Source organism: Chitinimonas sp. JJ19, from assembly GCF_036961565.1.
Classification (GTDB): domain Bacteria; phylum Pseudomonadota; class Gammaproteobacteria; order Burkholderiales; family Chitinimonadaceae; genus Chitinimonas.
On the sequence record NZ_JBAMDD010000001.1, the window covers coordinates 313,016 to 337,745 of the forward strand.

A 24,730-nucleotide genomic window follows, 5' to 3' on the forward strand; every position below is an offset into this window, starting at 1 on the left:
GCCTGGTAGCTACATGGTTTTGAACAGGGCCATGAAGGGCTGGCTGATGCTCAGCAGTTCGGGACGTTGCTTCAGTTTGAGCGCGCCCTTGCCGCTGTCGTCCCGACTGATGGAGGCAATGGCCTTCAGGTTGACGATGGTGGCACGATGAATCTGCTTGAACAGATTGGTATCCAGCAAGGGCAGCAACTCCTTGAGCGGCTTGCGTAGCAAGGCTTCGCCTTCGGCTGTCATGACCACCGTGTATTTATTGTCAGACTGAAAGTAGACCACGTCTTCCACCAGTATCAGCCGCGTCTCCTTGCCGGCGCTGGCAGTCAGCCACACCAGCGGGGCTGGCTCTGGCGTGGCGGGCTTGCGCTGGTTGAGCTGGCCCAGCAACTGCACCAGGGTGGCGTGGTCTATGGCGCCGGCGGCTGCACGGGTCTGCAGCCTGTGCATGGTGCTGGCCAGGCGCTCCCGGCCCACCGGCTTGAGCAGGTAGTCCACGGCACCGCGCTCGAAGGCATCGATGGCGTATTGGTCGTAGGCGGTGATGAATACCACCTGGGTCGCCGGGCTGACCTCGGCGGCCGCTGCGGCCACCTCCAGCCCGGTCAGGCCCGGCATGCGGATATCCAGCAGGGCGACATCGGGCTGCAAGGTGCTGATGGCCTCCAGCGCTTCGCCACCTTCCTCGCATAGGGCGACGACTTGTGCCGAGGGCCAGGTTTCTTGCAGCAGCGCCTGCAGTGCCTGGCGCAGCAGGGGCTCGTCTTCGGCAATCACACACCTAAGCATGCTGCTGCTCCCGCAGGGCCAGGGTGGGCAGGCTGCTACCGGGCAGGGTGAGGGTGGCGGCTACGCCCTGGGGGAAGTTGGCGACGATGGTAAACGAGGCGAGATTGCCATAGGCCAGGCGCAGGCGCTCGCGCAGATTCTTCAAGCCTATGCCGGTGCCGCTGCTTTCGGCATTGAAGCCCTGGCCATCATCTGCCACTGTCAATGTGATCTGGCCACCGTTGGCACGGGCCAGTATCCAGATGGTGCCACCACCGGGCTTGGGTTCCAGGCCATGCTTGATGGCATTCTCCACCAGGGTTTGCAGCATCATGCTGGGCAGGGGTAGCGCCAACAGGGAGTTGGGCACCTCGATCTGCAGCTTCAACCTGTCGCCCATGCGTATGCGCAGGATATCGAGGTAGGCACGGGCCCGCTCCAGCTCATTGCCCAGGCCGGCAAAGGCATGATCGGTGCTGGGCAGGGAGCGGCGCAGATACACAATCAGATTGCCCAGCATCTCGTCAGCCAATGCCGGATTGCTGCGGGTCAGGTATTGGGCGCTGGTCAGGGTGTTGTAGAGAAAGTGGGGCTCCACTTGCGCCTGCAGCAGGCTGAGCCTGGCGAGGGTGAGCTCCTTTTCGGCCTCGCTTTGGCGTGCCTGCTCCTGCTCAAGCTGGCGGAGCGTGGTTACCCGGCGGCGTATGGCGCGGGCGATTGCTTCGGCATTCTCCAGATTGGTGGCGTCGTCCATCTTGAACCAGTCACCCCAGGCACCGCCTTCCGGCTCGCAGATCAGCGTCACGCTGCCTGTGCCGTCACCGGGCATCACGGTGGCCAGTATCTGGTTGCGGCCGGTGCGGAACATGCCAAACAGGAAGCGGCCAGGCAGGCCCTTGCCATAAGGGTCGATACGCTGCACCTTGGCCCGTACCTGCAGGCTGTCAGCGGTGCTCTCGATCTCCTCGACCCGTGGCAATTCACGGATCGCAGCATCGACCAGCTCAAAGGCCTCGCTGGCTGGCAAGGGAATCTCGATCTGCCGCCTTTGCCGGTTGGACAGCGTGCTGCCATCAAGCCTGCCAGCAATCAGCCGTACCCGGCGCTTGTGCGAGGCGGCGCTGATCACCAGGCAGCCCATGACCAGGCCGATGGCCAGCACCCAGAGCCAGTGCGGGTCGCCATGGCCGGGCGGCGCGATGGTACTCCAGAGCACGATGATGACCCAGAAGATGGCACCCCAGGTGAGGAGCAGGCGAAAGGTGAAGAGCAGGCTGCTGAGCATGATGGCGTGTCCGTGGTGGCAGGAATGGTGTGCAGCATAGCGGGCAAGTGGCGCCACCGTGTGGGCCTTGGGACGAAACCCGGCCGGTAGGGACGGAAGGGTAGGCTGGTGGTGCGAAACCGAGTGCGTGACCGTTCACCGCCCTCGGCGCTCGGCCTGAACGTAGCTGATCAGCTCGGGGAAGAAAACATCGAAACCCTGCGCCAGCGCTGCTTCATGCGATTGCAGGTCACTCAGGCAATCGACCAGGCGGTCGCCATTGCGTGAAAGCCGGGTAGCGATGCGGCGTATGGCTTGGTCCACGCTTTCACGCTGGCGATAGGCACCCAGCCAGTCGTGCGCCATCATGTGCGGGGCGATCTCTGCCAGCCGCTCAGGCCACTGGTCTTGCCTGGCCTGCAGGGCGGCATAGAAGCGCTGGTTGAACTGGTCCAGCGGCGTATCGCTGTAGCGCGACCAATAGCGAGCCAGCAGATGGTCGTAATACACATCGAGCAGAATGCCGGCATAGCGGCGCCGACCATCAGGGAAATACTGCCTGGCGGCCAGTACGGCCGGGTGGCTGTCGGTATAACGGTCTATCTTGCGATGCAGGCGGATTTCCGCCTGCAGCGTGGCGCTGTAATGATCGAGCTTGTCCGAGCCGACAAAATCCCCCAGCAACGCGCCGACCATGGCTTCGTCGTCGTGCTGGGCAAGGTAGATATGGGCGAGGTAGTTCATGACGGCCAGTGTACCCGCCAGCTGCTGCGCCGTGCAGGGTGCTGGCCGCGCCTTCACTCGTTTTGCTTGGGGGCATACAGTCACTGTGCAGTCAGTTGGCTGTGTCGGCAGCGGATACTGCCATGTATTACAGACCCAGTTCGCTCAGCCCCGGGTGATCTTCCGGCCGCTTGCCTATCGGCCAGTGAAACAGCCGCTCGGATTCAGCGATGGTCAAGTCGTTGATGCTGGCGTGGCGTACTGCCATCAGGCCTTGTGCATCGAATTCCCAGTTCTCGTTCCCGTAAGAGCGGTACCACTGACCCGTGTCGTCATGCCATTCGTAGGCAAAGCGAACGGCGATCCGGTTGTCGTTATAAGCCCATAATTCCTTGATCAGCCGGTAGTCGTGTTCGCGCTGCCATTTCCGGTGCAGAAAGCCTTCGATCTCTTCCCGGCCTTGCAGGAATTCGTTGCGGTTGCGCCAACGGCTGTCTGGCGTATAGGCCAGCGCAACCTTGGCAGGACTACGTCCGTTCCAGCCGTCTTCAGCGGCCCGGACTTTGGCCAGTGCGGTGTTACGGTCGAAAGGTGGCAGGGGCGGGCGGTTGGTGCTCAGGTGGTTTGTCATGATGAATTACCGTAATGAGGGGTAGTGTGCTGCAACAGGCTGGCTGCTATTCGCTGAGGCCCAGCAAGGGGTCGAGCGCGCCGGCCTGCTCAAGTCGGGCCAGGTCATCAAACCCGCCTATGTGCTCGCCGTTGATGAAGATTTGCGGCACCGTGCGCCTGCCGCTGCGGCTGATCATCTCGTCACGCAAGGTGGCCGACTGTTCAATGTTGACCTTGTTGATGGTGGCGATGCCCTTGCGACCCAGCAAGCGTTCGGCCTGTACGCAATAGGGGCAGGTAGAGGTGTGGAACAGGGTGATGTCGGTCATGGTGCTTCCTTCGGTTTTGGGGTATCGGATGGTGAACAGGCACCACTTTGACCGGATTGCAGGAAGACCGGAATCCTCACTCTGGGGAAATGATTGTTTCGAATAGTGGAATTATCGCGCCGTGTTACTAAGCGTTTCGCCACCGTTACGATAGGGACTCATGCCAGTAATGGAGCCCACGCTTGCAGCAAGGTTTGCAGCAGGCTGGTATCGGGCAAAGGCAGGCTCTGGTTGCCATGGGTTTTGCCCACATCGGCTGCATACATGCCACTGTCCGCCTGCCGCCACTCATAACGGGCGTTGCAGGCCGGGCAATCGGCATGTTCACCGGGCTGGGTGGTGCGATAGCGTTGGATCACCGGGCCGCAACTGACACAAACGCCAAGTGGAATCCCCTCGTCAGTATGGCCGACGATATGGTCAAAGGCGCCCTCCCTGCCCAGCGCCACAAAGTGGCTCGCCAGTTCGGCGTCAAACTGTTTGCCTGCGGCATTGCTGATGATCTCCAGCGCGGCGGCGATAGGCATGCCCTTGCGATAGGGGCGGGTACTGGTCATGGCATCGAAGGCGTCGCAGATGCCCACCAGCCTTGCGTCCAGTGGGATGGCAGGGCCAGACAGCCCCACGGGGTAGCCGCGGCCATCCGGTGTTTCGTGATGGTGGAAGACGACGTCCATGACCAGATGGGCCAGTGGATGCTCGGCCAGAATACGCTGGCCTATGGCTGGGTGGGTTTTGATGACTGCGTATTCATCGTCGTCAAGCTTGCCCGGCTTGCGGAGCACGGCATCGGGAACACCGATCTTGCCTATATCGTGCAGGAACCCGGCAAGGGCAATGCGATGGACTTCCTTGTCGGGCATGCCCAATGATCGTCCCAGTTCCTCGGCCATGCGTGCCACGCGCCACAAATGACCACCGGTATAGGGGTCGCGCGCTTCAACCATCCAGGCCATCAGTATCAAGCTACTCAGCAGGCCGTGGCTGGGTGGCGCCTGACGGACATCAAGGGGGGAATGAGTCATGGTGTGTACCGTGAGGGTGAGGATGGAGACAAACGGGGCTCCTTACACCAACACGATAGTCCAGTGTCTGGGCGGGTGCTGTAGATGACCGCTAGCCGGCAGGCGCTGTCGCTGGCCAGACTGGAAGAGTGCGAGGCACACATGGCGCCCGGTCAGTGTGGTTATTCGGGTGCCATCGTCAGCTTGTACATAGGATAAGTCTGAGCTGCCGTGGTGCAGCGACCCTGCCTGACGCCATACGGCATCGGGCAGGGTGGGGTGGGATTACTTGCTCATGTCCACGTCGTACCAGGGCGTGACATTGATGGGGCAACGGTAGCGGAAGCCATTGGCCGTGACTGTGACCCGGGTCGTCTTGGTCTCGTTGGGGTTCAGGCCAAAGCCACCCAGCAACTCGTGGGTTTTTTGATCCTGTACATTGAAGCCGACAAACTTGCCCGCCTTGTTGGTAACGACAAAATCGTATTCGCCGGGCTTGAGGTCAGTCAGGGTTTCCTGTGCAGCGAAATAGCCGTTGTATTCCGTCAGGTGGATGGTGGTGACGCCGTCCTTGGTCATAGGCGCTGCGGCAAAGGCCGGGATGATCATGGTGGCGGCAAGCGCCAGTTGAGCGATGAATTGGGTGCGAGAGAGTTTCATGTGGATTCCTGAGTGAGTGGATAGGGTGATGGGAGAGCAGGCTTACTTGGCCGAGACCTTGGGGAAGTCGATATCGGTCTGGGCGACGTTGTTGACGTAGTTGGTCAGCACATTCAGGGCAACGACCAGCACGATTTCCACCACCGAGGCCTCATCGAAGCCGGCCTGGCGCAGCGTCGCCAGATCGGTATCGCTAACCCGGCCGCGTTCAGCGGCAACACGGTAGGCAAAGTGCAGGGCGGTGGCGGTTCTGGCATCGCTGCTGTGGTGGTCACGGGCGGCGGCAATTTCGGCTTCGCTGAGCTTGGCGACATTCAGCCCCAGGTAGGTATGCGCCGACAGGCAGTAGTCGCAGCCGTTGTACTGGGCTACCGTCAGGGCGATTTGCTCACGCAATGCGGCGCCCAGCTTGCCCTTGTTCAAGGCGGCATTGAGCGACAGATAGCCTTCCAGGGCAGCGGGGCTGTGGCCGACCAGTTTCATCAGGTTGGGGATAACGCCGAGTTGTTGCTTTACGGCGGCCAGCAGTGGCTTGCTTGCTTCAAGGGATTGTTCGACGGTAGGGATGCTGATACGGCTCATGATGGTTCCTTGGTTGGGTGGTTTGTAGTTCGCAGCGCCCGGTGCGTTGCGAGTGACGCCACTTTGCCAAATTTCATCGAATAGAAGAATGGATATAGAATGCAATAGATTATTCCGAATAGAGGAATGAAAGAATGGACAGACTGCACCTGATGACGGTGTTCGTGGCGGTGGGCGAGGAAGAGAGTTTTGCCGGGGGTGCAAGGCGACTGAGTATGTCGCCACCGGCTGTGACGCGGGCTATCTCGGCCTTGGAAGCCCGTTTGGGGGTCAAGCTGCTGCAACGTACGACCCGCTATGTGCGGGTGACCGAGGCGGGTCAGCGCTATCTGGACGATGCCCGCCGCATCCTTGGTGAGGTGGATGAGGCCGACGAGGCGGCGGCAGGCATCAATGCGGCGCCACGCGGCCATCTTACGGTGACGGCGCCGGTACTGTTCGGCAAGATGTTTGTCATGCCCGGCATCATTGATTACCTGAACCGCTACCCCGAGACCGATGTCTCGGCGCTGTTTCTGGATAGGGTGGTGAATATGCTGGAGGAAGGCGTAGATGTGGCGGTACGCATTGGCCCCTTGCCGGACTCCAGCATGCGCGCCATCAAGGTAGGCCAGGTCAGGCGCGTGCTATGTGCCTCGCCGGATTACCTGGAACGGCACGGCATTCCGTTAACGCCTCAGGTATTGCGCGACCGGACTATCATTGCGGCGACCGGGGTGTCGCCGGCAGTGGAGTGGAAGTTCGGGCCGGAATCCAGTCCTGCCAATATCAAGCTGAAGCCACGGCTTACGGTGACCAGCAATGATGCCGCAATAGAGGCCGCGCGCAGCGGGCTGGGTATTACCCGCCTTATGTCATATCAGATAGCCCCGCACCTGGCGGCGGGTGAACTCAAGATCGTGTTGTCCGAGTATGAGAACGCGCCTTTACCCATACATATCGTGCACCGCGAGAGCAAGTATGGCTCGGCCAAGGTGCGCAGTTTCATCGACCTGATGGCAGATCGCCTACGCGCCGACAAGCACCTGAACTGAGTGGGCGCTATTGCTTAGTCGCCGGGTTCAGAGCTTCAGCACAATGCGGGCCGCCTGCTCGTCGCTACGGGCAGGTACGGCACAGCACGGCAAGACCTCACCCTCGGACAGTGGAAACGCCGGCCGTTGAGGATAGGTAACCGCACCCTCCAGCAGAGACACCTTGCAAGTGCCGCAGCTACCCCCGCGGCAGCTGAATTCTGGTGTCAAACCACGCTCCTCCGCCAGCTCGAGCAGGCTGGCACCACCGGCCTGCCAGCGCGCCTCCTTGCCCGATTCGGCGAACAGTACCTTGACGTCGTGATCGGCGATGGGCGCCAGTGCAGGTATCGCAGATGAGCCATCTGGCCGCCGCGCCAATGCAGCCGGCCCGAAAGCTTCGGCGTGGATACGGTCATCGGCAATCCGCAGATCGCGCAGGCTGTCATACAGGCTTTGCATGAAGGGTGCCGGGCCGCACAGATAGAAGTCGTAGTCATCCAGCATCAGTGCCGATTTGATCAAGGCCAGATCAAGGTGGCCCGCCACTTCGTAATCGTGGCCATGCACCCGGTCGGCTTCGGGTTGACTGCTCAGCCGCACGACCTGCACGGCATTGCCGGCACGACGGAGCAAATCGTCGATTTCAGCATCGAATGCCCGCTCGCTGACCGTGCGGGTGGCATAAAACAGATAAGTCGGCCGTATCCGGCGGGTGCGCAGCCCCTCGAAGACGACATGATGCAGCATCGCCAGCATGGGCGTAATGCCGATACCGCCGGCTAAAAGCACCAGCGGGCGCCGCTCGGCCGCATCGACCACAAAGTCCCCTTGCGGGGCGCGGGCCTCAATCAGGTCGCCGACCCGTAAGGTATCGTGCAGATGTGCTGAAACGGTGCCGCCGCGCTTGACGCTGATGCGGTAGACGCCATCGGATGGCGCGAGTGACAAGGTGTAGGTGCGGATTACCGGTTTTTCCTGTCCCGGCAGGGACAGGCGTATGGGCAGATGCTGCCCCGCGCGGAAGGCGGCCAGACCCGCGCCATCGGTCGGGCTCAGATAGAACGAACGCACCGCCGAACTCTCCTCCACGATCCGCTCGATGCGGAACGGTCGCCAAGCGTTCTGCAGGGCCGCCGCAGCTCGCCGGGCGGCAGCCTGTTCCCATGAGCCGGTCATCAGCGAATTCGGTGAGAAGTCCCTGAGCTGCCAGCGCAAGGCCAGCACGGCCCGGCGTCGTACAACCCGTTCTACCCGGAAGCGCCACAGGCGCTCGGCTCCCTGAAATGCAGCAATGTCCTCGCCTGCAAACTGGATTTCGGTACTGCCGCTCAGTTGCAGCATATCCCCGCTGGCAAAGTCGATGAATACCAGCCCCGCCTTGGGGTGAACCAGCAGGTTGCCCAGCGTGTTGAAGTGCATATTGCCGGCAAAGTCGGGAATGGTGAGGGTATCGCCATCCACCCGGACAAAACCTGGCTTGCCGCCACGGTGTGATACATCGACCTGTGGGCCTGGATTATCGGCGTCGCCGGGAAAGTAACTGGCAACAAAGAAAGTGTCGGCGGCGACAATGAATTCTCGCGCTGCCGCATCGAGCCCACTCAGGCGCTCGACGGCGCCTGCATAAGCTTGCCCAGGTGGTTGGGCAAAAGAGAACGCCCGATCCTGGATATATTGCGGACAGTTGCCGAAAGAGTGACCAACTTGTACCGCGAAAGCGCCATCCTCTTGCAGATGGAGCTGCCCATTCATGCGGTTGCGGCGACGGGTATGCAGCTCGATACCCAGTAAGCCGATGGCGGCACCATCCATCAGACATTCGAGCAATGGATCACCAGCTGCAGGCTTGGTGCGTATCAATAACTGACGTGGGTCGGGTGAGTGCATGAAGCCCGGACTACCCTCCAGAATGCTGGCCCAGGGGTTGCCTTGCTCATCAATGCCACCTGCCACAACAAAGGGCAATTGCTCATAGAACGTGCGGTGTTGATCCGGCATGTAGTCGCGGATTACCCGCCTGCCAACGGCCTCCATCTGGGCAGCAGTACCCATTTGCTCATGGATAGCCCGTTCACCGCGATGCCAGGGGGAGGTAGTGCCGGTGTTCGGGGAGCTCATGGCTTTTTCCTTAGTCGATGCGCTGTTGCGCGGAAACGCATAGTTCTGGCCTTGCTGGGCGAGGTGCTGATGGTGGACATCACCCCAAGTGACCAGCAGGCTTGCAAGGGCAGACAGTTTGCCTGCCCCTGCAACTGGCTGATCAGGCAGCAAGGCCGACGGCGGTTTTCTGCATGCCTACAAAGCCGGGCAGAGCTTCGATGCGACGCAACCAGGCGCTGACTTTGGGGTATGCACCGAGCGCGACATTACCTTCGGGTGCATGCGCGATATAGGTGTAGTTGGCGATGTCGGCAATGCTGGGCTTACTGCCGATCAGAAAGGGGCGGCTGGCCAGTTCGGCATCCATCACTTTGAGCAGATTATGCGAGCGGTTGATGACTTCGTCGGCGTTGAAGCCTGCACCAAATACGGTTACCAGCCGCGCAGCCGCCGGACCAAAAGCCACCAGCCCAGCCGCAACCGACAGCCAGCGCTGAACGGCGGCTTCCCCCGCCGGGTCGGTCGGCAGCCAGTCGCTGTTGCCATACTTGCGGGCCAGGTACACCAGGATGGCATTGGAATCGGCAATCACCGTGCCATTGTCGTCAATGACCGGTACTTGGCCAAAGGCGTTCAATTTGAGAAAGTCGGGCTGCTTATGCTCCGCCTTGCGTAGATCGACTTCGATCAGCTCGGTAGGGACGTTCAGCAGCGACAGCGCCAGCCTGACGCGGTGGGCATGGCCGGACAAGGGGAAGGTATAGAGTTTGACGGGTTGTTTGGACACGAGAGTGCTCCTAGGTGGGTGAGTCGGGGGTTAGAAGGTACAGTGAAGCTGCAAGGCCAATTCGAGGTGATCGGCTCCGTCAGCCAGGGCCAACAGGTCGCGGCCTTCGGCTATGGGGGCGTGCTGCGGCGTGTGGCCTGCGAGCAGCAGCCAGCTCAAACCACTTGCTGATGGTGAGGCGGCAAAGCAGTGCACGTGGCGGCCAGTGCGCAAAAAACAGATGAGTCTGGAGAGCATGTTGCTTACCCTCAGTTCAGCGTAACCAAGGGGAAATCAATATCGACCTGGCTCACTTTGCTCATCAGATTGCTCAGGAAGTTCAGCCCGGTATGGCTAATGACCTCGACGATCTCTGCGTCGCTGTAACCGGCATTGCGCATGGCCCGGAGTGCTTCGTCATCCAGATCACCGCGATGCTCGATCAGCCGGCAGGCAAAGCGAACAGCCACAGCAGCCTTGGCATCGTGACTGTCGCCCAGCCGGTTCGATTCCATCTCAGCGCCATTGAGCCCGGCCTGACTACCCAGCTGCGCATGTACTGAGAGGCAGTAGGCGCTCCCGTTTTTCTGGGCTAGCGCAATCGCAATCCGCTCGCGGGTGGGGTGATCGAGGCTGCCTTCTCGTGTAAGACCTTGCAGATCGAGAAAAGCGCGCAGCGCGGCGGGCGAGTTGGCCACGATACGCAGCAGATTGGGGATATAGCCTTGCTGCTCGCCAATGCTGTGCAGCAGAGCGTGCTGTTCACGCGTGGCCATGTCGGCGGTGATGAGCGCAATGCGGCTCATGGTGGGTCCTTGTCTTCAGTAGTGTCGGCATCCGTGTTGCGATGCAAGTGACGCTACTTTGCCAAAAACCGATTTGAGGAAGAATGGCTGATTTGATTAATTTATTGTTTCTTCAGGTGAAATAATGAGTGTCATTCATCTTACTGGGCGGTATCAGCGCGGGCGGGGACTGTATTAATTCAGGGTGGGAGTACGCTGGCTCAGGCTGCGCTGATTACTAGCGCGAGGGGGAGGTACTGCCTGGCGGCCAGTCAGCTGGGTGGCCAGCCGGGGGCTTTTGAACGGACTGTGGCCTGAGGCTGAGGGGTGTCTATGAACCCGAGGTAGTCCAGCTATTCAGCGAAGGATCGAATTCCAAATGGCCTTCAACCCTCCTTCGTGCACAGTCATTCAGCCAAATTTTTCCATCAAACGTGAATTAGTACTCACCTCGTTTATTCCGGTACCTGATCCGCCAGGTTCGCTATTGGTCTCGGCGACTGGGCCGTGGCAAATCAACGGCTGCCTGAAAAAGACGATCGGCGATATTCTTCAAGGCGGTTCTGTTTTCTGTCGACGCCCCAACGTTGGTGAATATCGCCACGCCGCAGCGCGTGGCAGGTGCCAGGTAGACTGCGGTAAACACACCCGGGTCGCCACCCCAATGGTTGGGCCGCACCTGTCCGGCCAACGGGGATGCCATCCAGCCAAGACCCTGGCCGCTGAGCCATTCAGGTAGGCCGGCCGGCGCGCGCATATCCAGCATTTGCGCCATGTCAGCGGCGCCTAATAGCTCGACGCCACCCGATCGGCCACCGTTCGCCGACGCGGCGACGAACTTCATGAAATCACTGATCGACGAGCGCAACATGCCAGCTGACCAATCCGGAAAGCCTACAGGCTTCACAGCAATAAGCGCACTGTCTACGCGGTCATACGGCACGGCGCTGTGTAACTGAGGTGTGTCTTTGATTGTCCAGCTGGTGTGATCCATGCCGAGCGGCGCAAAAATATCCCTGCGTGTTTGTTCGCGCATGTCCATCCCCCCGATACGCCCCGCAAGATGCCCCAGCAGGCCGAAGCCCACGTTGCAGTAGTCCCAAGCAGCACCTGGACGTGCAGCTGAAAAACATGCCGTGTCTGAATAATTGTCCCCCCCGGGCGCGAGATATTGTTTGAGGAAGTCTGGCAGGGTGCGCTCGGCATCGCGACCGCTTTCGCGGAAGTCGATCTCATAATACCGGGCGTCGGAAATACTAGATGTGTGCGTCAGCAACTGTCGGAACGTGATTGCCGTGTCGCGGAATCGCGGATTAACAACGGGAAAGTCCAGATGGCGCGATATGGGTTCATCCAGTGTGAGTTTGCCGCGTTCTGCCAAACGCATAATCATGGTCGCGGTGACTGTCTTGGTCACCGAGGCGATGTGAAACATCGTGTTAGCGGTCACAGCCTTATGCTGGGCGATATCAGCCATGCCGTAGCCTTGAGCAAACTGCACAACACCATCACGGGCGAAACCGGCGGCCAGGCCTGGGATGTTCGCCTTGCGCATTTCGTTTCGAATAAACGAACACAGACCCAGGGATGACGGCAGGAGGTCGTCAGCCGATGTAACACCGGGTAGCAGCAGCGTTGACAGTCCCGCGCCAAGGAACGCTCGCCGGGAAATCGGACATGCGGGAGTGGAATCAAGGAATCTCATGCTTTCGCCTTCTCTAAGTCGATGTGCTAGTATTCGTAGGTGCCTACATAAATGTCAACCTGAAAGGTATCTGCTCATGAGTAAGCAAGATTACTCACGCGCTGCCGGCGGGGCGGCTATCGGCGCTAGGCTAAGGCGCTTGTCGGAAAACCTCGATGGCGACTCGGCGCGTGTGTACGCGGCCCTGGGGATTTCGTTCGAGCAACGATGGTTTGGCGTGCTGAACCAATTGGCCATCAATGGCTCAGCCACTGTGGGGGAACTGGCGACGACGCTGCGGATCACCCATGCATCTGTGAGCCAAGCGCGGCAGTCGCTTGAAAAGTCAATGCTGGTGGTATCGGAGTCCGACCCCGAGGACGCCCGCAAGAAAAAGATCATGCTCACCGCCGCAGGCAAGAAGCTGGTCGCAGAACTGCAGCCGATCTGGGCAGCATTTGATGAAGCGGCCCTTGAGTTGAACGCCGAGGCGGGCAATGTCGTAGCATCGCTGAATAAACTCGACGATGCTCTGGCGAGGCAATCCATCTTCGATCGCATCATGAACCGTATCGGCGAGCAGTAAAGCTGACGTCCTAACCTAGTGTGGCCAAGGTCCGCTTTGGCCGATCAGCTGCCTCAGCCAGAGCTGTTCACGCGAATGGGTGCGGTGCTGATATTCAAGTGGTGGTCACGAAAGCCAACCAACATCAGTGTCCGTGAGTGGCCAGACTCCGCAGCCTGCGGCACTCCGGGCTGGTTTGCGACCCTTCGCGTGATCGTCGCCGGTTTGGAGCAGGCTGGGCACAATCGGAGAGAGCCGCAGGTTCTGGTTGTGCAGACGGTTAGCGGCAGGGTTCCCCCGGCACCCACCTAATCCGTCACCATCCACCCATGCCTGAGCCATCCACCCATGCCTGAGCCCATACTAGGCCCTCACTCCAGCACATCAAATGCCGCATCCTCCGGCCCCAGATGTGGCGGGTGGCGCCAGTTGCAATCGCGCAGGGCGTGCGGCACCTGTTGGTCCACCCCCAGCAGCTGGGCGAAGATGGCCATGCGTACCGGAATGCCGTTATCGGTCTGGCGGAAGATGGCCAGGCGGGGATCGGGGTTCAGGTCGGTGGCCAGGTCGTGGGCGTCGGGGCGGCTGTCGCGGGGGAGGGGGTGCATGATGACGGTGTCGGGCTTGCACCAGTTTTGCACAGCCGCCAGATTGATCTGGAAGTCAGGGCTGTAGCCTTCGAGCGCTTCGCTGCCCATGCGCTCCTTTTGCACGCGGGTGGCGTAGATTACGTCGGCACCGGCCAGGCCCTGGGCTAGTTGCTGGTTGCAGCGCAGCTGATTGCCATTGCGGCTGAGCTGGTCCATCAGTTCGCTGGGTAGCTCCAGACCGGTTGGGGCGACCAGGCTGATGGTGAGCCGCTGATACAGGCACAGCAGCTTGACCAGGGAATGCACGGCACGGCCGTGTTTGAGATCGCCCACGATGGCGATGTGGCAGCCGTCGATCAGCTTGCCCTGGCGCGAGAATTCGCGTTCTAGTGTGTAGAGGTCCAGCAGGGCTTGGGTGGGGTGCTCGCCGGGGCCATCGCCGCCGTTGATGACGGGGATATGGGTGGCGCTGGCAAACTCGGCCACGGCACCCTGTTCGGGGTGGCGCACGACCATGGCGTCAACATAGCCGCTGATGACCCGGCTGGTGTCGTGGATGGATTCCCCCTTGGCCATGGATGAGAAGGTAAAGCCGGTGGTGTCGCAGACTGCGCCACCCAGGCGGCAGAAGGCTGCGCCAAAGCTGATGCGGGTGCGGGTACTGGCTTCGAAGAACAGGTTGGCCAGCACGGCGCCTTCCAGCACCCGGCAGACTTTTTGCCGCCGGGCTACCGGTTGCAGCAGGTCGGCAAGCCGGAACAGGGCCTGTACGGATTCCCGATCAAATTGGCTGACCGAGAGCAGGTGTGGGCTGCCTGCGACGATGTTGCTGCTTGGGTTGGGTACGCTTTGCGTATATTTTGCGGGCTGCTGTGTTGCCATGATCTCGGCAATGAAGCGGGCAACCACGGTGGGCATGCTGCGCTGCTCATTGGAGCCATCAGGCAGTAGCCAGCTGTCCAGTGCTCTACGGCTAACGCCTAGCCTGTCGCAGAACGCATCGCGGGTTAGGTTGAGGCTACGCATGGCGTCGCGCAGCAGGGTCTGTTGTGGCAGGGTCATGGTTATCTCTATTTACGCATTGCGTATATTATTCTCTGAATTACGTGTGTATGTAAATACGCATTGTGTTGTGTGCCTGTTTGTGCGGCGCCATGGCGTAGGGGGGTGGCAGAACTTGCAAACGTCATGCTTGCCCAAGCAGGGCGACATACAGCTAGAATGGCTTGAAACCTTACTGCAACAGGATAGTGCCGTGCCCGCCATCATTGCTTTCAGCCAGCAGAACACTGCACCCGAGTACGACCATCCGAGGGAGGAGCGTCGTGTAGAGGGGAATCCGCAGCGCACCACCTGGAATCACTACACCAATGCGAGCGGCGAGGTGTATGCCGGCGTTTGGGCATGCGAGCCGGGACGCTGGCGTATTGCCATGGGCGATACCGAGGATGAGTTCTTCTTTGTCACCGAAGGGCGCTGCCGCCTGATCGACGAGGCTGGCCTGGCTGTAGAGGTGGGGGCGGGGGAGTCGCTGGTGATACCGGCGGGTTTCAAGGGCGAGTTCCATGTACTGGAAGCCATGAAGAAGCACTATATGATTGTTGAGCGCAAGCCATGAACGGGGAGATGACCATGTCCAGAGTAGCGGTTGTACTGTCCGGTTGCGGTTATCTGGATGGCAGTGAAATTACCGAAGCAGTCGCTACCCTGGTGGCGCTGAGCCAGCATGGTATGCACTACGACTGCTATGCACCCGATAGGCCACAGCGCCATGTGGTGGATCATCTCAGCGGCGAGGGAACAGAGGAGAGTCGCAATATTCTGGTCGAAGCTGCCCGTATTGCCCGTGGCAATGTCAGGGCGCTGGATCAGCTCAATCCCGATGAATACGATGCCATCGTGTTCCCCGGTGGATTTGGCGCGGCCAAGAATCTCTGTACCTTTGCCGAAGAAGGCGTCAATGCCCGCATGCATGACGATGTGAAGGCCGCCATCATGCCGTTTGTGCTGACCAGAAAGCCGGTGGTGGCCATCTGTGCCGCGCCGTTGTTGCTGGGCTTGGCTGCCCGTGAGGCGGGCTATAGCAAGGCCCAGATCACTGTGGGCTATGGTGGCAATCCGCTGTCCGATGCCATCGAGGCCTGGGGGCAGTTCCATATGCCGCTGGCGGTGGACCAGGCTTGCTTGGACCGTACCCATGCGTTTATTTCAACCCCGGCCTATATGTTCGACGAAGCCAGCCCGGCGGCGATTTTTGCGTCGGTGCAGGCAGCAGTTGCTGCATTGCGCGAAATTTTGGGTTAAGCTGGTCCCAACATCTACTTCAGGCACCCGTAACCGTCATGCGTCGTTTCACCGCTTTCTTCTCGTTTTATTATTTTCCGATCACGAGTTGACGCGGGCTGCCCTGTTACACCCTGAAGCAAGTAAAGATTCAAGAAGGCGGGCCCAAAAGGCCCGCCTTTTTCTTTGTCCATTTTCTGCCATCCACCCCATAGGAAGACCGTCATGATCATCGTAATGTCCCCCGAATCGACCCAATCCGAGCTTGACGCCGTTGTCAGCAAGATACGCGCCTCTGGCCTTACCGAGCATGTGTCGCGTGGTAGCGAGCGCACCATCGTGGGCGCCATCGGCGACGAGCGTCCACTTAACGAGCAGAGCTTCGAGCAGATGGCGGGCGTCGAGCGCGCCATCCATATCGTCAAGCCCTACAAGCTGGTGGCACGTGAAGGGCACCCGGCCGGCAGCGTGATCGATATCCGCGGCATCAAGCTGGGCGGCAAGCAGGTGCAGGTGATAGCAGGGCCGTGTTCGGTCGAGACCCAGGAGCAGATGCATCTGGCGGCGGCAGGCGTGCACGCGGCCGGTTGCAAGATGATGCGGGGTGGCGCCTTCAAGCCGCGCACCAGCCCCTACGCTTTCCAGGGTTTGGGGGTGCAGGGCCTGGAGTTTTTCCAGGCGGCGGCACGCGAGTACAACATGCCCATCGTGACCGAGCTGATGGATGTGCGCATGCTGGATACCTTCCTGGAGCACGATGTGGACGTGATACAGATCGGTGCCCGCAATATGCAGAACTTCGACCTGCTCAAGGAAGTCGGCAGGGTCAACAAGCCCGTTATTCTCAAGCGCGGCTTGTCGGCCACGATTTCGGAGTGGCTGATGGCGGCCGAGTACATTGCGGCGGGTGGCAATAACAACATCATTTTGTGCGAGCGCGGCATACGCACCTTCGAGACGGCTTACCGCAATGTGCTGGATGTGACGGCCATCCCGGTGTTGAAGAAGGAAACCCACTTGCCGGTACTGGTGGACCCCAGCCACGCCGGTGGCAAGGCCTGGATGGTGCCCGCGCTGGCTCGCGCCGCCGTGGCGGCCGGTGCTGATGGCTTGCTGGTAGAGATGCACCCCAACCCCTGCGATGCCTGGTGTGATGCCGACCAGGCCCTGACACCGCAAGAGCTCAACGACCTGGTGGCCTCGCTGCGCCTGATTGCCCAGGCGGTAGGCCGGGAGCTGTAAGCGGCGCTAAGCACTGCCCAGCCATGTGGCAGGCGTGATCAATCCTGGCCGCGCCTTTGGTAGTGGGCGGCCAGATCGAGCGCTACCTCGTAGATGCGGTCGCTGGTGGTGATGACATTGCGGCGCAGTTGCGGATCGGTGTTGCGCTTGGCTAGCTCATCGATGGCCTGCTGGAAGAAGAACCACTGGCTATCCATCAGGGCCAGCTTGGCCTGCAGGGTGGGTGTGTTGTCGGGGAGTGCCTTCAGTTGCTGGCTCAGTTGCAGAAAGGCTGCGCGGCTCTCGATCAGGTCGCGCTGCAGAAAGGCAACCTTCAAGCCATATGCTTGCAAGAGATAAGTCTTGGCCAGTCGCTGCGACAAAGTGGCAATATCGCCGGCAATCCGGTTGGGCTGAGGCTTGTTGCCCGTGGGCTGTGCCAGGCGATCGCTCGCCTTGCGGGCGATCCAGGCCAGTTCCTCTGACAGTTCGGCCAGTCGGGCGGCGCCTTCGCGTGTCGCTGGGGCTTGGGTGAGCGTCTGGTAATCAGCCCAAAGTTGGGCCAGCAGGGCATAGTCGTCGGCCAGTTCGGCATTGTCCTGGCTGCCGGCACGTAGCTTGGCCAACTTCCGCTCGAACTGTGCGGTGGCGGCTTGTTGCTGGCGGCGGGCTTCGGCATTGTCTGCCTCTAGCCCCCGCCAGACATAGGCCCGGGCAATACGCTCGCTCAGCAGGGCCTGGCCGGCTGCCTCGTCCTGCAGGCCTGGGGCGGGTTCAGCCGCAAAGGTGGTCAGGCTGCACAGCAGGGTCAGTAGTATCAGTGGTCGCATGATGGGGTCCGGGCTGGTGGTATGGGGCGCTCTGGCATCCTTGGTCGTTTGGGTGTCGATAGGCTTACAGCGCGCCACTATGCCGGGCAAGTCTTGATGGCGGCGCTAAATCTAGGAGTGGGATGTGTTGAGCAAGCTGGTGGTAATCGGCGTGGGCCTGATAGGCGGATCATTTGCCCTGGACCTGAAGCGGGCGGGGCTGGTGGGCCAGGTCGTGGGCGTGGGGCGTTCGCCCGAGAATCTGGCGCGGGCCGTGCAGCTCAAGGTGATCGACATGGCTGAACAGGATGCCGCAACGGCCGTCCGAGATGCTGACCTGGTCCTGCTGGCGACACCGGTAGGCCAGATGGATGCCGTGCTGGCGCGTATCGCCCCTGCCTTGCCGCGCCATGCGTTGGTGACCGATGCGGGCAGTACCAAGCGCGATGTCGCGGCCTTATACCGCAAGCATCTGGGCGATAGCCTGGATCGCTGCCTGCCGGCCCACCCGATTGCGGGGTCGGATCTGTCTGGCGCTGCCGCCGCACGCTATGGCCTGTATGAGGGCCGCAAGGTGGTGCTATGCCCGCTGCCGGAAACCAGTGCTGACACCCTGGCCAAGGTAAGCGCCCTGTGGCAGGCCTGCAGTGCCCATCTGGTGGTGCTGGATGCGGCCGAACACGACGCAGTCTTTGCGGCGGTCAGCCATATGCCGCACCTGCTGGCTTTTGCCTATATGAACACGGTGCTGAATCGGCCCGATGCAGCTACCTGCCTGGCCTTGGCCGCCAGCGGCTTCCGCGATTTCAGCCGTATTGCGGGCAGCCATCCCGAGATGTGGCGCGATATTGCCCTGGCCAACCGCGACGGTTTGCTTGAGGATCTGCGTGCCTACCGGGCGGAGCTGGATAGCCTGATCACCCAATTGCAACACGCCGATGCAGAAGGCATGACCGCAAAATTCGAGCGCGCCAGCAAGGCACGCAGTGCCTGGGGCAAGGGTTAGTTTGCTAGCGTATCCATGACATTGCTGTAGCTGCCCGGCACTGCGGCAGGTAGCGTCTGGTGGCCGATGGCATTGAAGGCCGCCAGCATGTTCACGGCCACGTTCTGGTCATCGCGGCACAGGCAGACATAGGCGTAGGGCAGGATCATTAGCGCGCGGTCGGGCGAGACCACGGCCAGTGAACTCCAGTCGTTGAAGTCGTGAAACGTGAGGTTGACCCAGAGCCAGTCGAACTGGGCGATCAGCTGTTCTCCCCAGATGGTACCCAGCACGATATGCAGGTCTTCGGGCTTGACCTCGGCGGCCTTGGGCGGGCGACCTTGCTGCCACTGGCTGACTGCTTGCTCGACTGCGCCAACCAGCTCGGCCGTGCTACGCCCGGCCAAGGGGATGCCCAGCGGGCTGGCCATGCGCACTACCCATTCGCGTACAGGCTTGAGCTCGGTGGGGCTGATGAGGGTTTCGCTGATGTTCATGGGTGTTCCATGGCGCGTTGTAGCGGGTGGGGCAGGAGTTGCAGTTGATATCACTGCAACTCCGCATGTGTGATTACAGTTGGCCGTACCAGCTATCGACCAGCTCGCCGGCATCCACCTCGGCGACCAACGGATGCTGGCGGAGGAAGGCGATAAAGGCATCGCGTTGGGCCTCACTCACCGAGCCGTGCTCTGCCACCACAAAACCGTCGGTTTCCAGGGCTGTCATGCCGCTGCTGAAACCGCCCACGATCAGGTGGGTGCGCTCTGCTTCATCGCAGATGGCGTTGATCCAGGATTCCAGTTCGGGCTCAGACAGCAGCTGCTTGAAGCGCAGCGTCAGGTGAAAACCCAGTTCCACGAATTCGGCCAGATGGTACTTCTTGCGCTGACGCTGGTTGAGGCGGCGTATGCGGCTATTGGAATGGCGATTGAGCCAGTTTTTCATGGTCCTGCTTTCGGTGTGAGACACGTAAGCCGCCATTGTACCTTGTCGGTCAAGCCTGATCTGCCGGATCGGGCTGCCCCCTATCCCATAGCGCCCTTTGCCACTCAGCACGCTGGCGCCTGCCACGCCATCTTTACACAATCTTTATACCCGTTCTGCCTATCTCGACACTGTCTTTACGGCGATCTCCCTAGCATGGGCACTGTCTTTTCCCATTCATGGAGTCGGCTGTGGAAATGCTGGTGTTGTCGTTGATCGCGGTGCTTGGCGGGGCCATTCTGGGCCTGATTGCTGCCTGCCGCAAACTGGAGGGGCAAGCAAAATGAACCCTGGATTGGTATGGATCTACTGGCTGGCCGGTGGTGTGTCCATCGGCCTGTTCGCCTACCTGCTTTATGCATTGTTCAATGCTGAGGAGGTGGCATGAACCAGTCAGCAGTGTTGCAAACGGGCTTGTACCTGCTGGTGCTGCTGACCCTGGCCTGGCCCTTGGGGCGCTATCTGGCTGCCTTGATGTCTGGGGGGTTGGCCCAGCGGCTGGGCTGGATGGGCAAGGTCGATCGTGGCCTGATGAAGCTGATCGGGGCGGATGGCGATGAAGACATGCCCTGGTGGCGCTATGCCGCAGCCATCGTGTTGTTCAACCTGGCAGGTCTGCTGGCCGTGTATCTGCTGCAACGCCTGCAGCTCAGTCTGCCTCTCAATCCGGCGGGCATGCCCAATGTGGAGGCGGCCTCGGCTTTCAATACAGCCGTCTCGTTTGTCACCAATACCAACTGGCAGGGCTACGGGGGCGAAGCCACCATGAGCTACCTGACCCAGATGCTGGCATTGACGGTGCAGAACTTCCTGTCCGCCGCCACCGGCATTGCCGTGGTAGTTGCTCTGGTGCGTGGCTTTGTCCGCAAGCATGCCCAAGGTCTGGGCAATGCCTGGCTGGATCTGAACCGTGTCACGGTTTGGCTGTTGCTGCCCTTGGCATCATTGTTTGCCGTGTTCCTGGTGGGCCAGGGCGTGATACAGAATTTCTCGCCCTATGTTGAGGCACAACTGGTGGAGCCGGTGAGCTACCAGGTGGCCAAGACAGATGAGGCAGGCAAGCCGCTGGTGGATGCACAAGGTGCCGCCGTGATGGAAGAGGTGACAGTGCGTACCCAGACGCTGGCGATGGGGCCGGTGGCATCGCAAGAGGCCATCAAGTTGCTGGGCACCAATGGGGGTGGTTTCTTCAATGCCAATTCGGCTCACCCTTATGAGAACCCCACTGGCGCCAGCAACTTCCTGCAGATGCTGAGTATCTTTCTGATACCGGCTGCGCTGTGCTTCATGTTTGGCCATCTGGTGGGCGATGTGCGGCAGGGCGTGGTGGTGCTGGCATCGATGACCCTGATCTTTGTCGCCATGGTGGCGGTGGTGGTCTGGGCGGAATCGCATGCCAACCCGCTGCTGGTGCAACTGGGCATGGATGCCGGCCTGGGCAATATGGAAGGCAAGGAGACACGCTTTGGCATTGTGGCTTCCAGCCTGTTTGCCGTGATCACCACGGCAGCCAGTTGCGGTGCGGTCAATGCCATGCACGACAGCCTGATGCCCCTGGCGGGCGGTGTGACCACCTGGTTGATGCAACTGGGCGAGGTGGTGTTTGGCGGTGTGGGTTCAGGCCTGTATGGCATGTTGCTGTTCGCCATGCTGGCCGTCTTCCTGGCGGGTTTGATGATAGGCCGTACGCCGGAATACCTGGGCAAGAAGATCGAGTCGTTCGAGATGAAGATGGTCTCCATCGCCATCCTGATCACCCCCTTGCTGGTGCTGGGTGGTACGGCGGTGGCGGTGCTGCTGCCCCAGGCGTTGACTAGCCTGTGGAACCCGGGCGCCCATGGCTTCAGCGAGGCCCTGTATGCCTTCAGCTCCGCTGCCAACAACAATGGATCGGCTTTTGCCGGTATCTCGGCCAATACCCCCTTCTACAACCTGGCGCTGGGTTTGGCCATGTGGTTTGGCCGCTTCGGTGTGCTGATTCCCGTTCTTGCCATTGCAGGCTCGCTGGCGCGCAAGCCTAAGCTGGCTGTGTCGGTTGGCACCATGCCTACTCACGGGCCACTGTTTGTTGTGCTGCTGGTGGGCACGGTGCTGATCGTCGGCGCCCTAACCTATATCCCCGCCCTGGCCCTGGGGCCGGTGGTCGACCATCTGCAACTGTTTGCTGGCCAAGGAGGCTGAGATGAATGACAGACTAAAGACAGCCACGCCAGCCACGGGGGCGGCCATGCAGGAAATCAAGCCGATGAATCAATCCTGGCGTTTGCTCGACCCTGTGCTGCTCAAGCCGGCCGTGGTGGAGTCGTTCAGAAAGCTGTCGCCGCAGGCGCAGTTCCGTAATCCCGTGATGTTTGTGGTGTGGGTAGGTAGCGTGTTGACGACGGTGCTGGGTATCCACGCCCTGGGGGGGAAGGGTGAGGCGGGCGCCGGGTTTATCCTGGGGATTGCTGCCTGGCTGTGGTTTACCGTGCTGTTTGCCAACTTTGCCGAGGCATTGGCAGAAGGTCGTGGCAAGGCCCAGGCTGCGGCCTTGCGGGGTAGCCGCCGGAATGTCGTCGCCAAGAAGCTGTCGCAGGCCAGCCGCGATGGCAAGGTAACGGTGTTGGACTCTGCCAGCCTGCGTCGGGGCGATATCGTGCTGGTGGAAGCCGGTGATACCGTACCGGCTGATGCCGAGGTACTGGAAGGTGTGGCGTCGGTGGATGAGTCGGCCATTACGGGCGAATCTGCCCCGGTCATCCGTGAGTCGGGGGGCGATTTCTCGGCCATCACCGGCGGTACGCGGGTGCTGAGCGATTGGCTGATCGCCCGTGTGACGGCCAATCCGGGCGAGGCATTTCTGGACCGCATGATCGCCATGGTGGAAGGCGCCAAGCGCAAGAAGACACCTAACGAGATTGCCCTGACCATATTGCTGGTGGCGCTGACCCTGGTGTTCCTGCTGGCGACGGCTACCCTGTTGCCGTTCTCGATGTATAGCGTGAATGCGGCGGGTGCTGGCAGCCCGGTGAGCGTGACGGTGCTGGTGGCGCTGCTGGTCTGCCTGATCCCGACCACCATAGGCGGCTTGCTGAGCGCGATTGGTGTGGCGGGCATGAGCCGGATGATGCAGGCCAATGTGATCGCCACATCGGGCCGTGCAGTAGAAGCCGCCGGTGACGTGGATGTGCTGCTGCTGGACAAGACCGGCACCATTACGCTCGGCAATCGCCAAGCCAGTGCCTTTCTGCCGGCGCCGGGTGTGAGCGATGGTGAATTGGCGGATGTGGCCCAACTGGCTTCGCTGGCTGATGAGACGCCCGAGGGACGTTCCATCGTGGTACTGGCCAAGACCCGCTTTGCGCTACGTGGCCGCGAATTGCACGACGCCCAGTTTGTACACTTTACGGCGCAGACCCGCATGAGCGGGGTGGATATCGGCGCCCGCCAGGTACGTAAAGGCGCGGCAGAGGCGGTCAGGGCTCATGTATTGGCCCAGGGCGGCCAGTGGCCTCAGGCGGTGGTCGAGCTGGTTGAGCAGGTGGCACGCCGTGGCGGTACACCGCTGGTGGTTGCCGACGGCAATCTGGTGATGGGGGTGGTGGAGCTCAAGGATATCGTCAAGGGCGGTATCAAGGAGCGTTTTGCCGAGCTGCGCCAGATGGGCATCAAGACGGTGATGATCACCGGCGACAACCGCCTGACCGCTGCTGCCATCGCGGCCGAGGCTGGTGTGGACGATTTTCTGGCGGAGGCAAGGCCAGAGGACAAGCTCAAGCTGATACGTGACTACCAGGCTGAAGGTCGGCTGGTTGCCATGACGGGTGACGGCACCAACGACGCGCCGGCGCTGGCCCAGGCCGATGTGGCGGTCGCCATGAACAGCGGCACCCAGGCTGCCAAGGAGGCCGGCAATATGGTCGACCTGGACAGCAATCCGACCAAGCTGATCGAGATCGTCGAGACCGGCAAGCAGATGCTGATGACGCGTGGTGCCCTGACCACCTTCTCGGTGGCCAATGATGTGGCCAAGTATTTCGCCATCATCCCGGCAGCGTTCGCGGTTACCTATCCGCAATTGGCAGCACTGAACGTGATGGGGCTGAACAGTCCTGCCTCGGCCATACTCTCGGCGGTGATATTCAATGCCTTGATCATTGTCTTCCTCATACCGCTGGCACTGAAGGGCGTGGCCTACCGTGCGATGGCTGCAGGTGCGCTACTGCGCCGCAACCTGCTGGTGTATGGCCTGGGTGGTCTGCTGGTGCCATTCGTGGGCATCAAGCTGATTGATATGGTGCTGGGCGGTTTGGGCCTGGCTTAAGAAGACAGGCCGGTGCTGGGCATCGCCCATGGCACCGGCCCGCAAGGAGTAAGCATGATGAAGAACCTGATACGTCCAGCCTTGACGCTATTTGTGGTGCTGAGTGTCATTACCGGTGTGCTTTACCCAGCCGCGATTACCGGTGTGGCGCAGCTGGTGTTTCCGGATCAAGCCAATGGCAGCTTGATACAGCGGCAGGGCCAGGTAGTGGGCAGCAGCCTCATAGGCCAAAGTTTTAGCGGCCCAAGCTATTTCTGGGGCCGGCCATCGGCCACCGGGCCAGTACCGAACAATGCGGCTGCCTCCAGCGGTTCCAACTATGGCCCACAGCATCCGGCCCTGGCCGAGGCGGTGAAGGCACGGATAGAGGCGATGCGTGTCGCCCATCCTGATCAGGCCGGCCCGGTACCTGCCGATCTGGTCACCAGTTCGGCTTCGGGGTTGGATCCGCATATCTCGCCTGCCGCAGCCTATTACCAGATAGGCAGGGTAGCGAAGGCGCGTGGCTTGAAGCCGGAGGACGTACAGCGTCTGGTGGATGCCCATACCGAGTACCCCAGTTGGCGTATTTTTGGCGATCGCACGGTAAATGTGCTGAAACTGAACATGGCGCTGAACGCGCAGGGCAGGGTCTGAGTTCAGGGCTTGTGCAGCCGTGTTTCGCAGCTTGAAACACGGCTGAAGGCAAGTCTGGCAGGCTGTTGCC

At 60.8% G+C, this 24,730-nt stretch carries 26 protein-coding genes; 10 read left to right on the forward strand and 16 right to left on the reverse strand.

The window, feature by feature from the left end; all coding sequences use genetic code 11:
• Nucleotides 1–9: 9 nt before the first annotated feature.
• The 8 genes from V7714_RS01415 to V7714_RS01450 all read right to left on the reverse strand — a co-directional run bounded on the left by V7714_RS01415 (nucleotide 10) and on the right by V7714_RS01450 (nucleotide 5,933).
• Nucleotides 10–780 (reverse strand): LytR/AlgR family response regulator transcription factor, encoded by a 771-nt coding sequence (locus tag V7714_RS01415; protein ID WP_335387473.1) that lies wholly within the window; start codon nucleotides 778–780, stop codon nucleotides 10–12.
• A complete protein-coding gene (locus V7714_RS01420) occupies nucleotides 773–2,044 on the reverse strand; it encodes a sensor histidine kinase (protein WP_335387474.1) in 1,272 nt (423 codons plus the stop codon). Before V7714_RS01420 ends, V7714_RS01415 begins: the two co-directional genes overlap by 8 nt.
• A gap of 135 nt (nucleotides 2,045–2,179) precedes the next feature.
• A complete protein-coding gene (locus tag V7714_RS01425; RefSeq protein ID WP_335387475.1) occupies nucleotides 2,180–2,824 on the reverse strand; it encodes an acyl carrier protein phosphodiesterase in 645 nt (214 codons plus the stop codon).
• 70 nt (nucleotides 2,825–2,894) lie between these two features.
• Nucleotides 2,895–3,377, reverse strand: coding sequence for a nuclear transport factor 2 family protein (locus V7714_RS01430; protein WP_335387476.1), 483 nt, complete (start codon nucleotides 3,375–3,377; stop codon nucleotides 2,895–2,897).
• A 46-nt stretch (nucleotides 3,378–3,423) separates the two neighbouring features.
• On the reverse strand, nucleotides 3,424–3,687 hold the full coding sequence (gene grxC / locus V7714_RS01435) for a glutaredoxin 3 (RefSeq protein WP_335387477.1): 264 nt from the start codon (nucleotides 3,685–3,687) through the stop codon (nucleotides 3,424–3,426).
• Between the two features lie 158 nt (nucleotides 3,688–3,845).
• The gene (locus V7714_RS01440; protein ID WP_335387478.1) at nucleotides 3,846–4,712 is read right to left on the reverse strand and encodes an HD-GYP domain-containing protein; all 867 of its coding nucleotides are present in this window, start codon (nucleotides 4,710–4,712) and stop codon (nucleotides 3,846–3,848) included.
• Between the two features lie 264 nt (nucleotides 4,713–4,976).
• Nucleotides 4,977–5,351, reverse strand: a complete 375-nt coding sequence (locus V7714_RS01445; RefSeq protein ID WP_335387479.1) for a hypothetical protein — start codon at nucleotides 5,349–5,351, stop codon at nucleotides 4,977–4,979.
• A 42-nt stretch (nucleotides 5,352–5,393) separates the two neighbouring features.
• Complete coding sequence (locus V7714_RS01450; RefSeq protein ID WP_335387480.1) at nucleotides 5,394–5,933, reverse strand: carboxymuconolactone decarboxylase family protein; 540 nt, start codon at nucleotides 5,931–5,933, stop codon at nucleotides 5,394–5,396.
• Between the two features lie 134 nt (nucleotides 5,934–6,067).
• On the opposite strand from V7714_RS01450, the gene V7714_RS01455 reads away from it, so the two are divergent.
• Entirely contained in the window at nucleotides 6,068–6,967 is a 900-nt protein-coding gene (locus V7714_RS01455; RefSeq protein ID WP_335387481.1) for a LysR family transcriptional regulator, read from the forward strand.
• A gap of 27 nt (nucleotides 6,968–6,994) precedes the next feature.
• On the opposite strand, the gene V7714_RS01460 is transcribed toward V7714_RS01455, so the two are convergent.
• From V7714_RS01460 to V7714_RS01475, 4 genes are all read right to left on the reverse strand, one after another.
• On the reverse strand, nucleotides 6,995–9,067 hold the full coding sequence (locus V7714_RS01460; protein ID WP_335387482.1) for a 2Fe-2S iron-sulfur cluster-binding protein: 2,073 nt from the start codon (nucleotides 9,065–9,067) through the stop codon (nucleotides 6,995–6,997).
• A 142-nt stretch (nucleotides 9,068–9,209) separates the two neighbouring features.
• A complete protein-coding gene (locus V7714_RS01465) occupies nucleotides 9,210–9,836 on the reverse strand; it encodes a glutathione S-transferase family protein (protein WP_335387483.1) in 627 nt (208 codons plus the stop codon).
• A 248-nt stretch (nucleotides 9,837–10,084) separates the two neighbouring features.
• Nucleotides 10,085–10,621 carry a carboxymuconolactone decarboxylase family protein gene (locus tag V7714_RS01470; protein ID WP_335387484.1) on the reverse strand — a complete coding sequence of 179 codons (537 nt, stop codon included), beginning with the start codon at nucleotides 10,619–10,621 and terminating at the stop codon, nucleotides 10,085–10,087.
• Nucleotides 10,622–11,084: 463 nt separating this feature from the next.
• Nucleotides 11,085–12,305, reverse strand: coding sequence for a serine hydrolase domain-containing protein (locus tag V7714_RS01475; RefSeq protein WP_335387485.1), 1,221 nt, complete (start codon nucleotides 12,303–12,305; stop codon nucleotides 11,085–11,087).
• Nucleotides 12,306–12,381: 76 nt separating this feature from the next.
• On the opposite strand from V7714_RS01475, the gene V7714_RS01480 reads away from it, so the two are divergent.
• Nucleotides 12,382–12,870: a MarR family winged helix-turn-helix transcriptional regulator gene (locus tag V7714_RS01480; RefSeq protein ID WP_335387486.1), complete on the forward strand. Its 489-nt coding sequence runs from the start codon at nucleotides 12,382–12,384 to the stop codon at nucleotides 12,868–12,870.
• A gap of 350 nt (nucleotides 12,871–13,220) precedes the next feature.
• Here V7714_RS01480 and V7714_RS01485 read toward each other — a convergent pair whose 3' ends face one another.
• The gene (locus V7714_RS01485) at nucleotides 13,221–14,501 is read right to left on the reverse strand and encodes an aspartate carbamoyltransferase (RefSeq protein WP_335387487.1); all 1,281 of its coding nucleotides are present in this window, start codon (nucleotides 14,499–14,501) and stop codon (nucleotides 13,221–13,223) included.
• 193 nt (nucleotides 14,502–14,694) lie between these two features.
• Here V7714_RS01485 and V7714_RS01490 point away from each other — a divergent pair, with 193 nt between their 5' ends.
• From V7714_RS01490 to aroF, 3 genes are all read left to right on the forward strand, one after another.
• Entirely contained in the window at nucleotides 14,695–15,057 is a 363-nt protein-coding gene (locus V7714_RS01490; protein ID WP_335387488.1) for a cupin domain-containing protein, read from the forward strand.
• Nucleotides 15,058–15,071: 14 nt separating this feature from the next.
• Nucleotides 15,072–15,743, forward strand: coding sequence for an isoprenoid biosynthesis glyoxalase ElbB (gene elbB / locus V7714_RS01495; RefSeq protein WP_335387489.1), 672 nt, complete (start codon nucleotides 15,072–15,074; stop codon nucleotides 15,741–15,743).
• Nucleotides 15,744–15,947: 204 nt separating this feature from the next.
• Complete coding sequence (gene aroF, locus V7714_RS01500; RefSeq protein WP_284196560.1) at nucleotides 15,948–16,964, forward strand: 3-deoxy-7-phosphoheptulonate synthase; 1,017 nt, start codon at nucleotides 15,948–15,950, stop codon at nucleotides 16,962–16,964.
• A gap of 38 nt (nucleotides 16,965–17,002) precedes the next feature.
• Here the strand turns inward: aroF and V7714_RS01505 are convergent, their stop codons facing one another.
• Nucleotides 17,003–17,773: a hypothetical protein gene (locus tag V7714_RS01505; protein ID WP_335387490.1), complete on the reverse strand. Its 771-nt coding sequence runs from the start codon at nucleotides 17,771–17,773 to the stop codon at nucleotides 17,003–17,005.
• A 124-nt stretch (nucleotides 17,774–17,897) separates the two neighbouring features.
• Between V7714_RS01505 and V7714_RS01510 the strand changes: the two genes are divergently transcribed.
• Nucleotides 17,898–18,758: a prephenate dehydrogenase gene (locus V7714_RS01510; protein ID WP_335387491.1), complete on the forward strand. Its 861-nt coding sequence runs from the start codon at nucleotides 17,898–17,900 to the stop codon at nucleotides 18,756–18,758.
• Here the strand turns inward: V7714_RS01510 and V7714_RS01515 are convergent.
• Together V7714_RS01515 and V7714_RS01520 are read right to left on the reverse strand one after the other, a co-directional pair.
• Nucleotides 18,755–19,234, reverse strand: coding sequence for a hypothetical protein (locus V7714_RS01515; RefSeq protein WP_335387492.1), 480 nt, complete (start codon nucleotides 19,232–19,234; stop codon nucleotides 18,755–18,757). The two genes, V7714_RS01510 and V7714_RS01515, sit on opposite strands and share 4 nt — an antisense overlap.
• Nucleotides 19,235–19,307: 73 nt before the next feature.
• On the reverse strand, nucleotides 19,308–19,682 hold the full coding sequence (locus V7714_RS01520; RefSeq protein WP_335387493.1) for a 50S ribosome-binding protein YggL: 375 nt from the start codon (nucleotides 19,680–19,682) through the stop codon (nucleotides 19,308–19,310).
• Between the two features lie 322 nt (nucleotides 19,683–20,004).
• On the opposite strand from V7714_RS01520, the gene kdpF reads away from it, so the two are divergent.
• Genes kdpF through kdpC form a run of 4 tightly spaced genes read left to right on the forward strand, consistent with a single transcriptional unit; the run spans nucleotide 20,005 to nucleotide 24,660 of the window.
• Entirely contained in the window at nucleotides 20,005–20,109 is a 105-nt protein-coding gene (gene kdpF / locus V7714_RS01525; RefSeq protein ID WP_284196555.1) for a K(+)-transporting ATPase subunit F, read from the forward strand.
• Nucleotides 20,106–21,902 carry a potassium-transporting ATPase subunit KdpA gene (gene kdpA / locus V7714_RS01530; protein WP_335387494.1) on the forward strand — a complete coding sequence of 599 codons (1,797 nt, stop codon included), beginning with the start codon at nucleotides 20,106–20,108 and terminating at the stop codon, nucleotides 21,900–21,902. Before kdpF ends, kdpA begins: the two co-directional genes overlap by 4 nt.
• Before the next feature lies 1 nt (nucleotide 21,903).
• Nucleotides 21,904–24,024 (forward strand): potassium-transporting ATPase subunit KdpB, encoded by a 2,121-nt coding sequence (kdpB, locus tag V7714_RS01535; RefSeq protein ID WP_442890214.1) that lies wholly within the window; start codon nucleotides 21,904–21,906, stop codon nucleotides 24,022–24,024.
• 54 nt (nucleotides 24,025–24,078) lie between these two features.
• Nucleotides 24,079–24,660, forward strand: a complete 582-nt coding sequence (kdpC, locus tag V7714_RS01540; RefSeq protein WP_335387495.1) for a potassium-transporting ATPase subunit KdpC — start codon at nucleotides 24,079–24,081, stop codon at nucleotides 24,658–24,660.
• The last annotated feature ends 70 nt before the right edge of the window (nucleotides 24,661–24,730 follow it).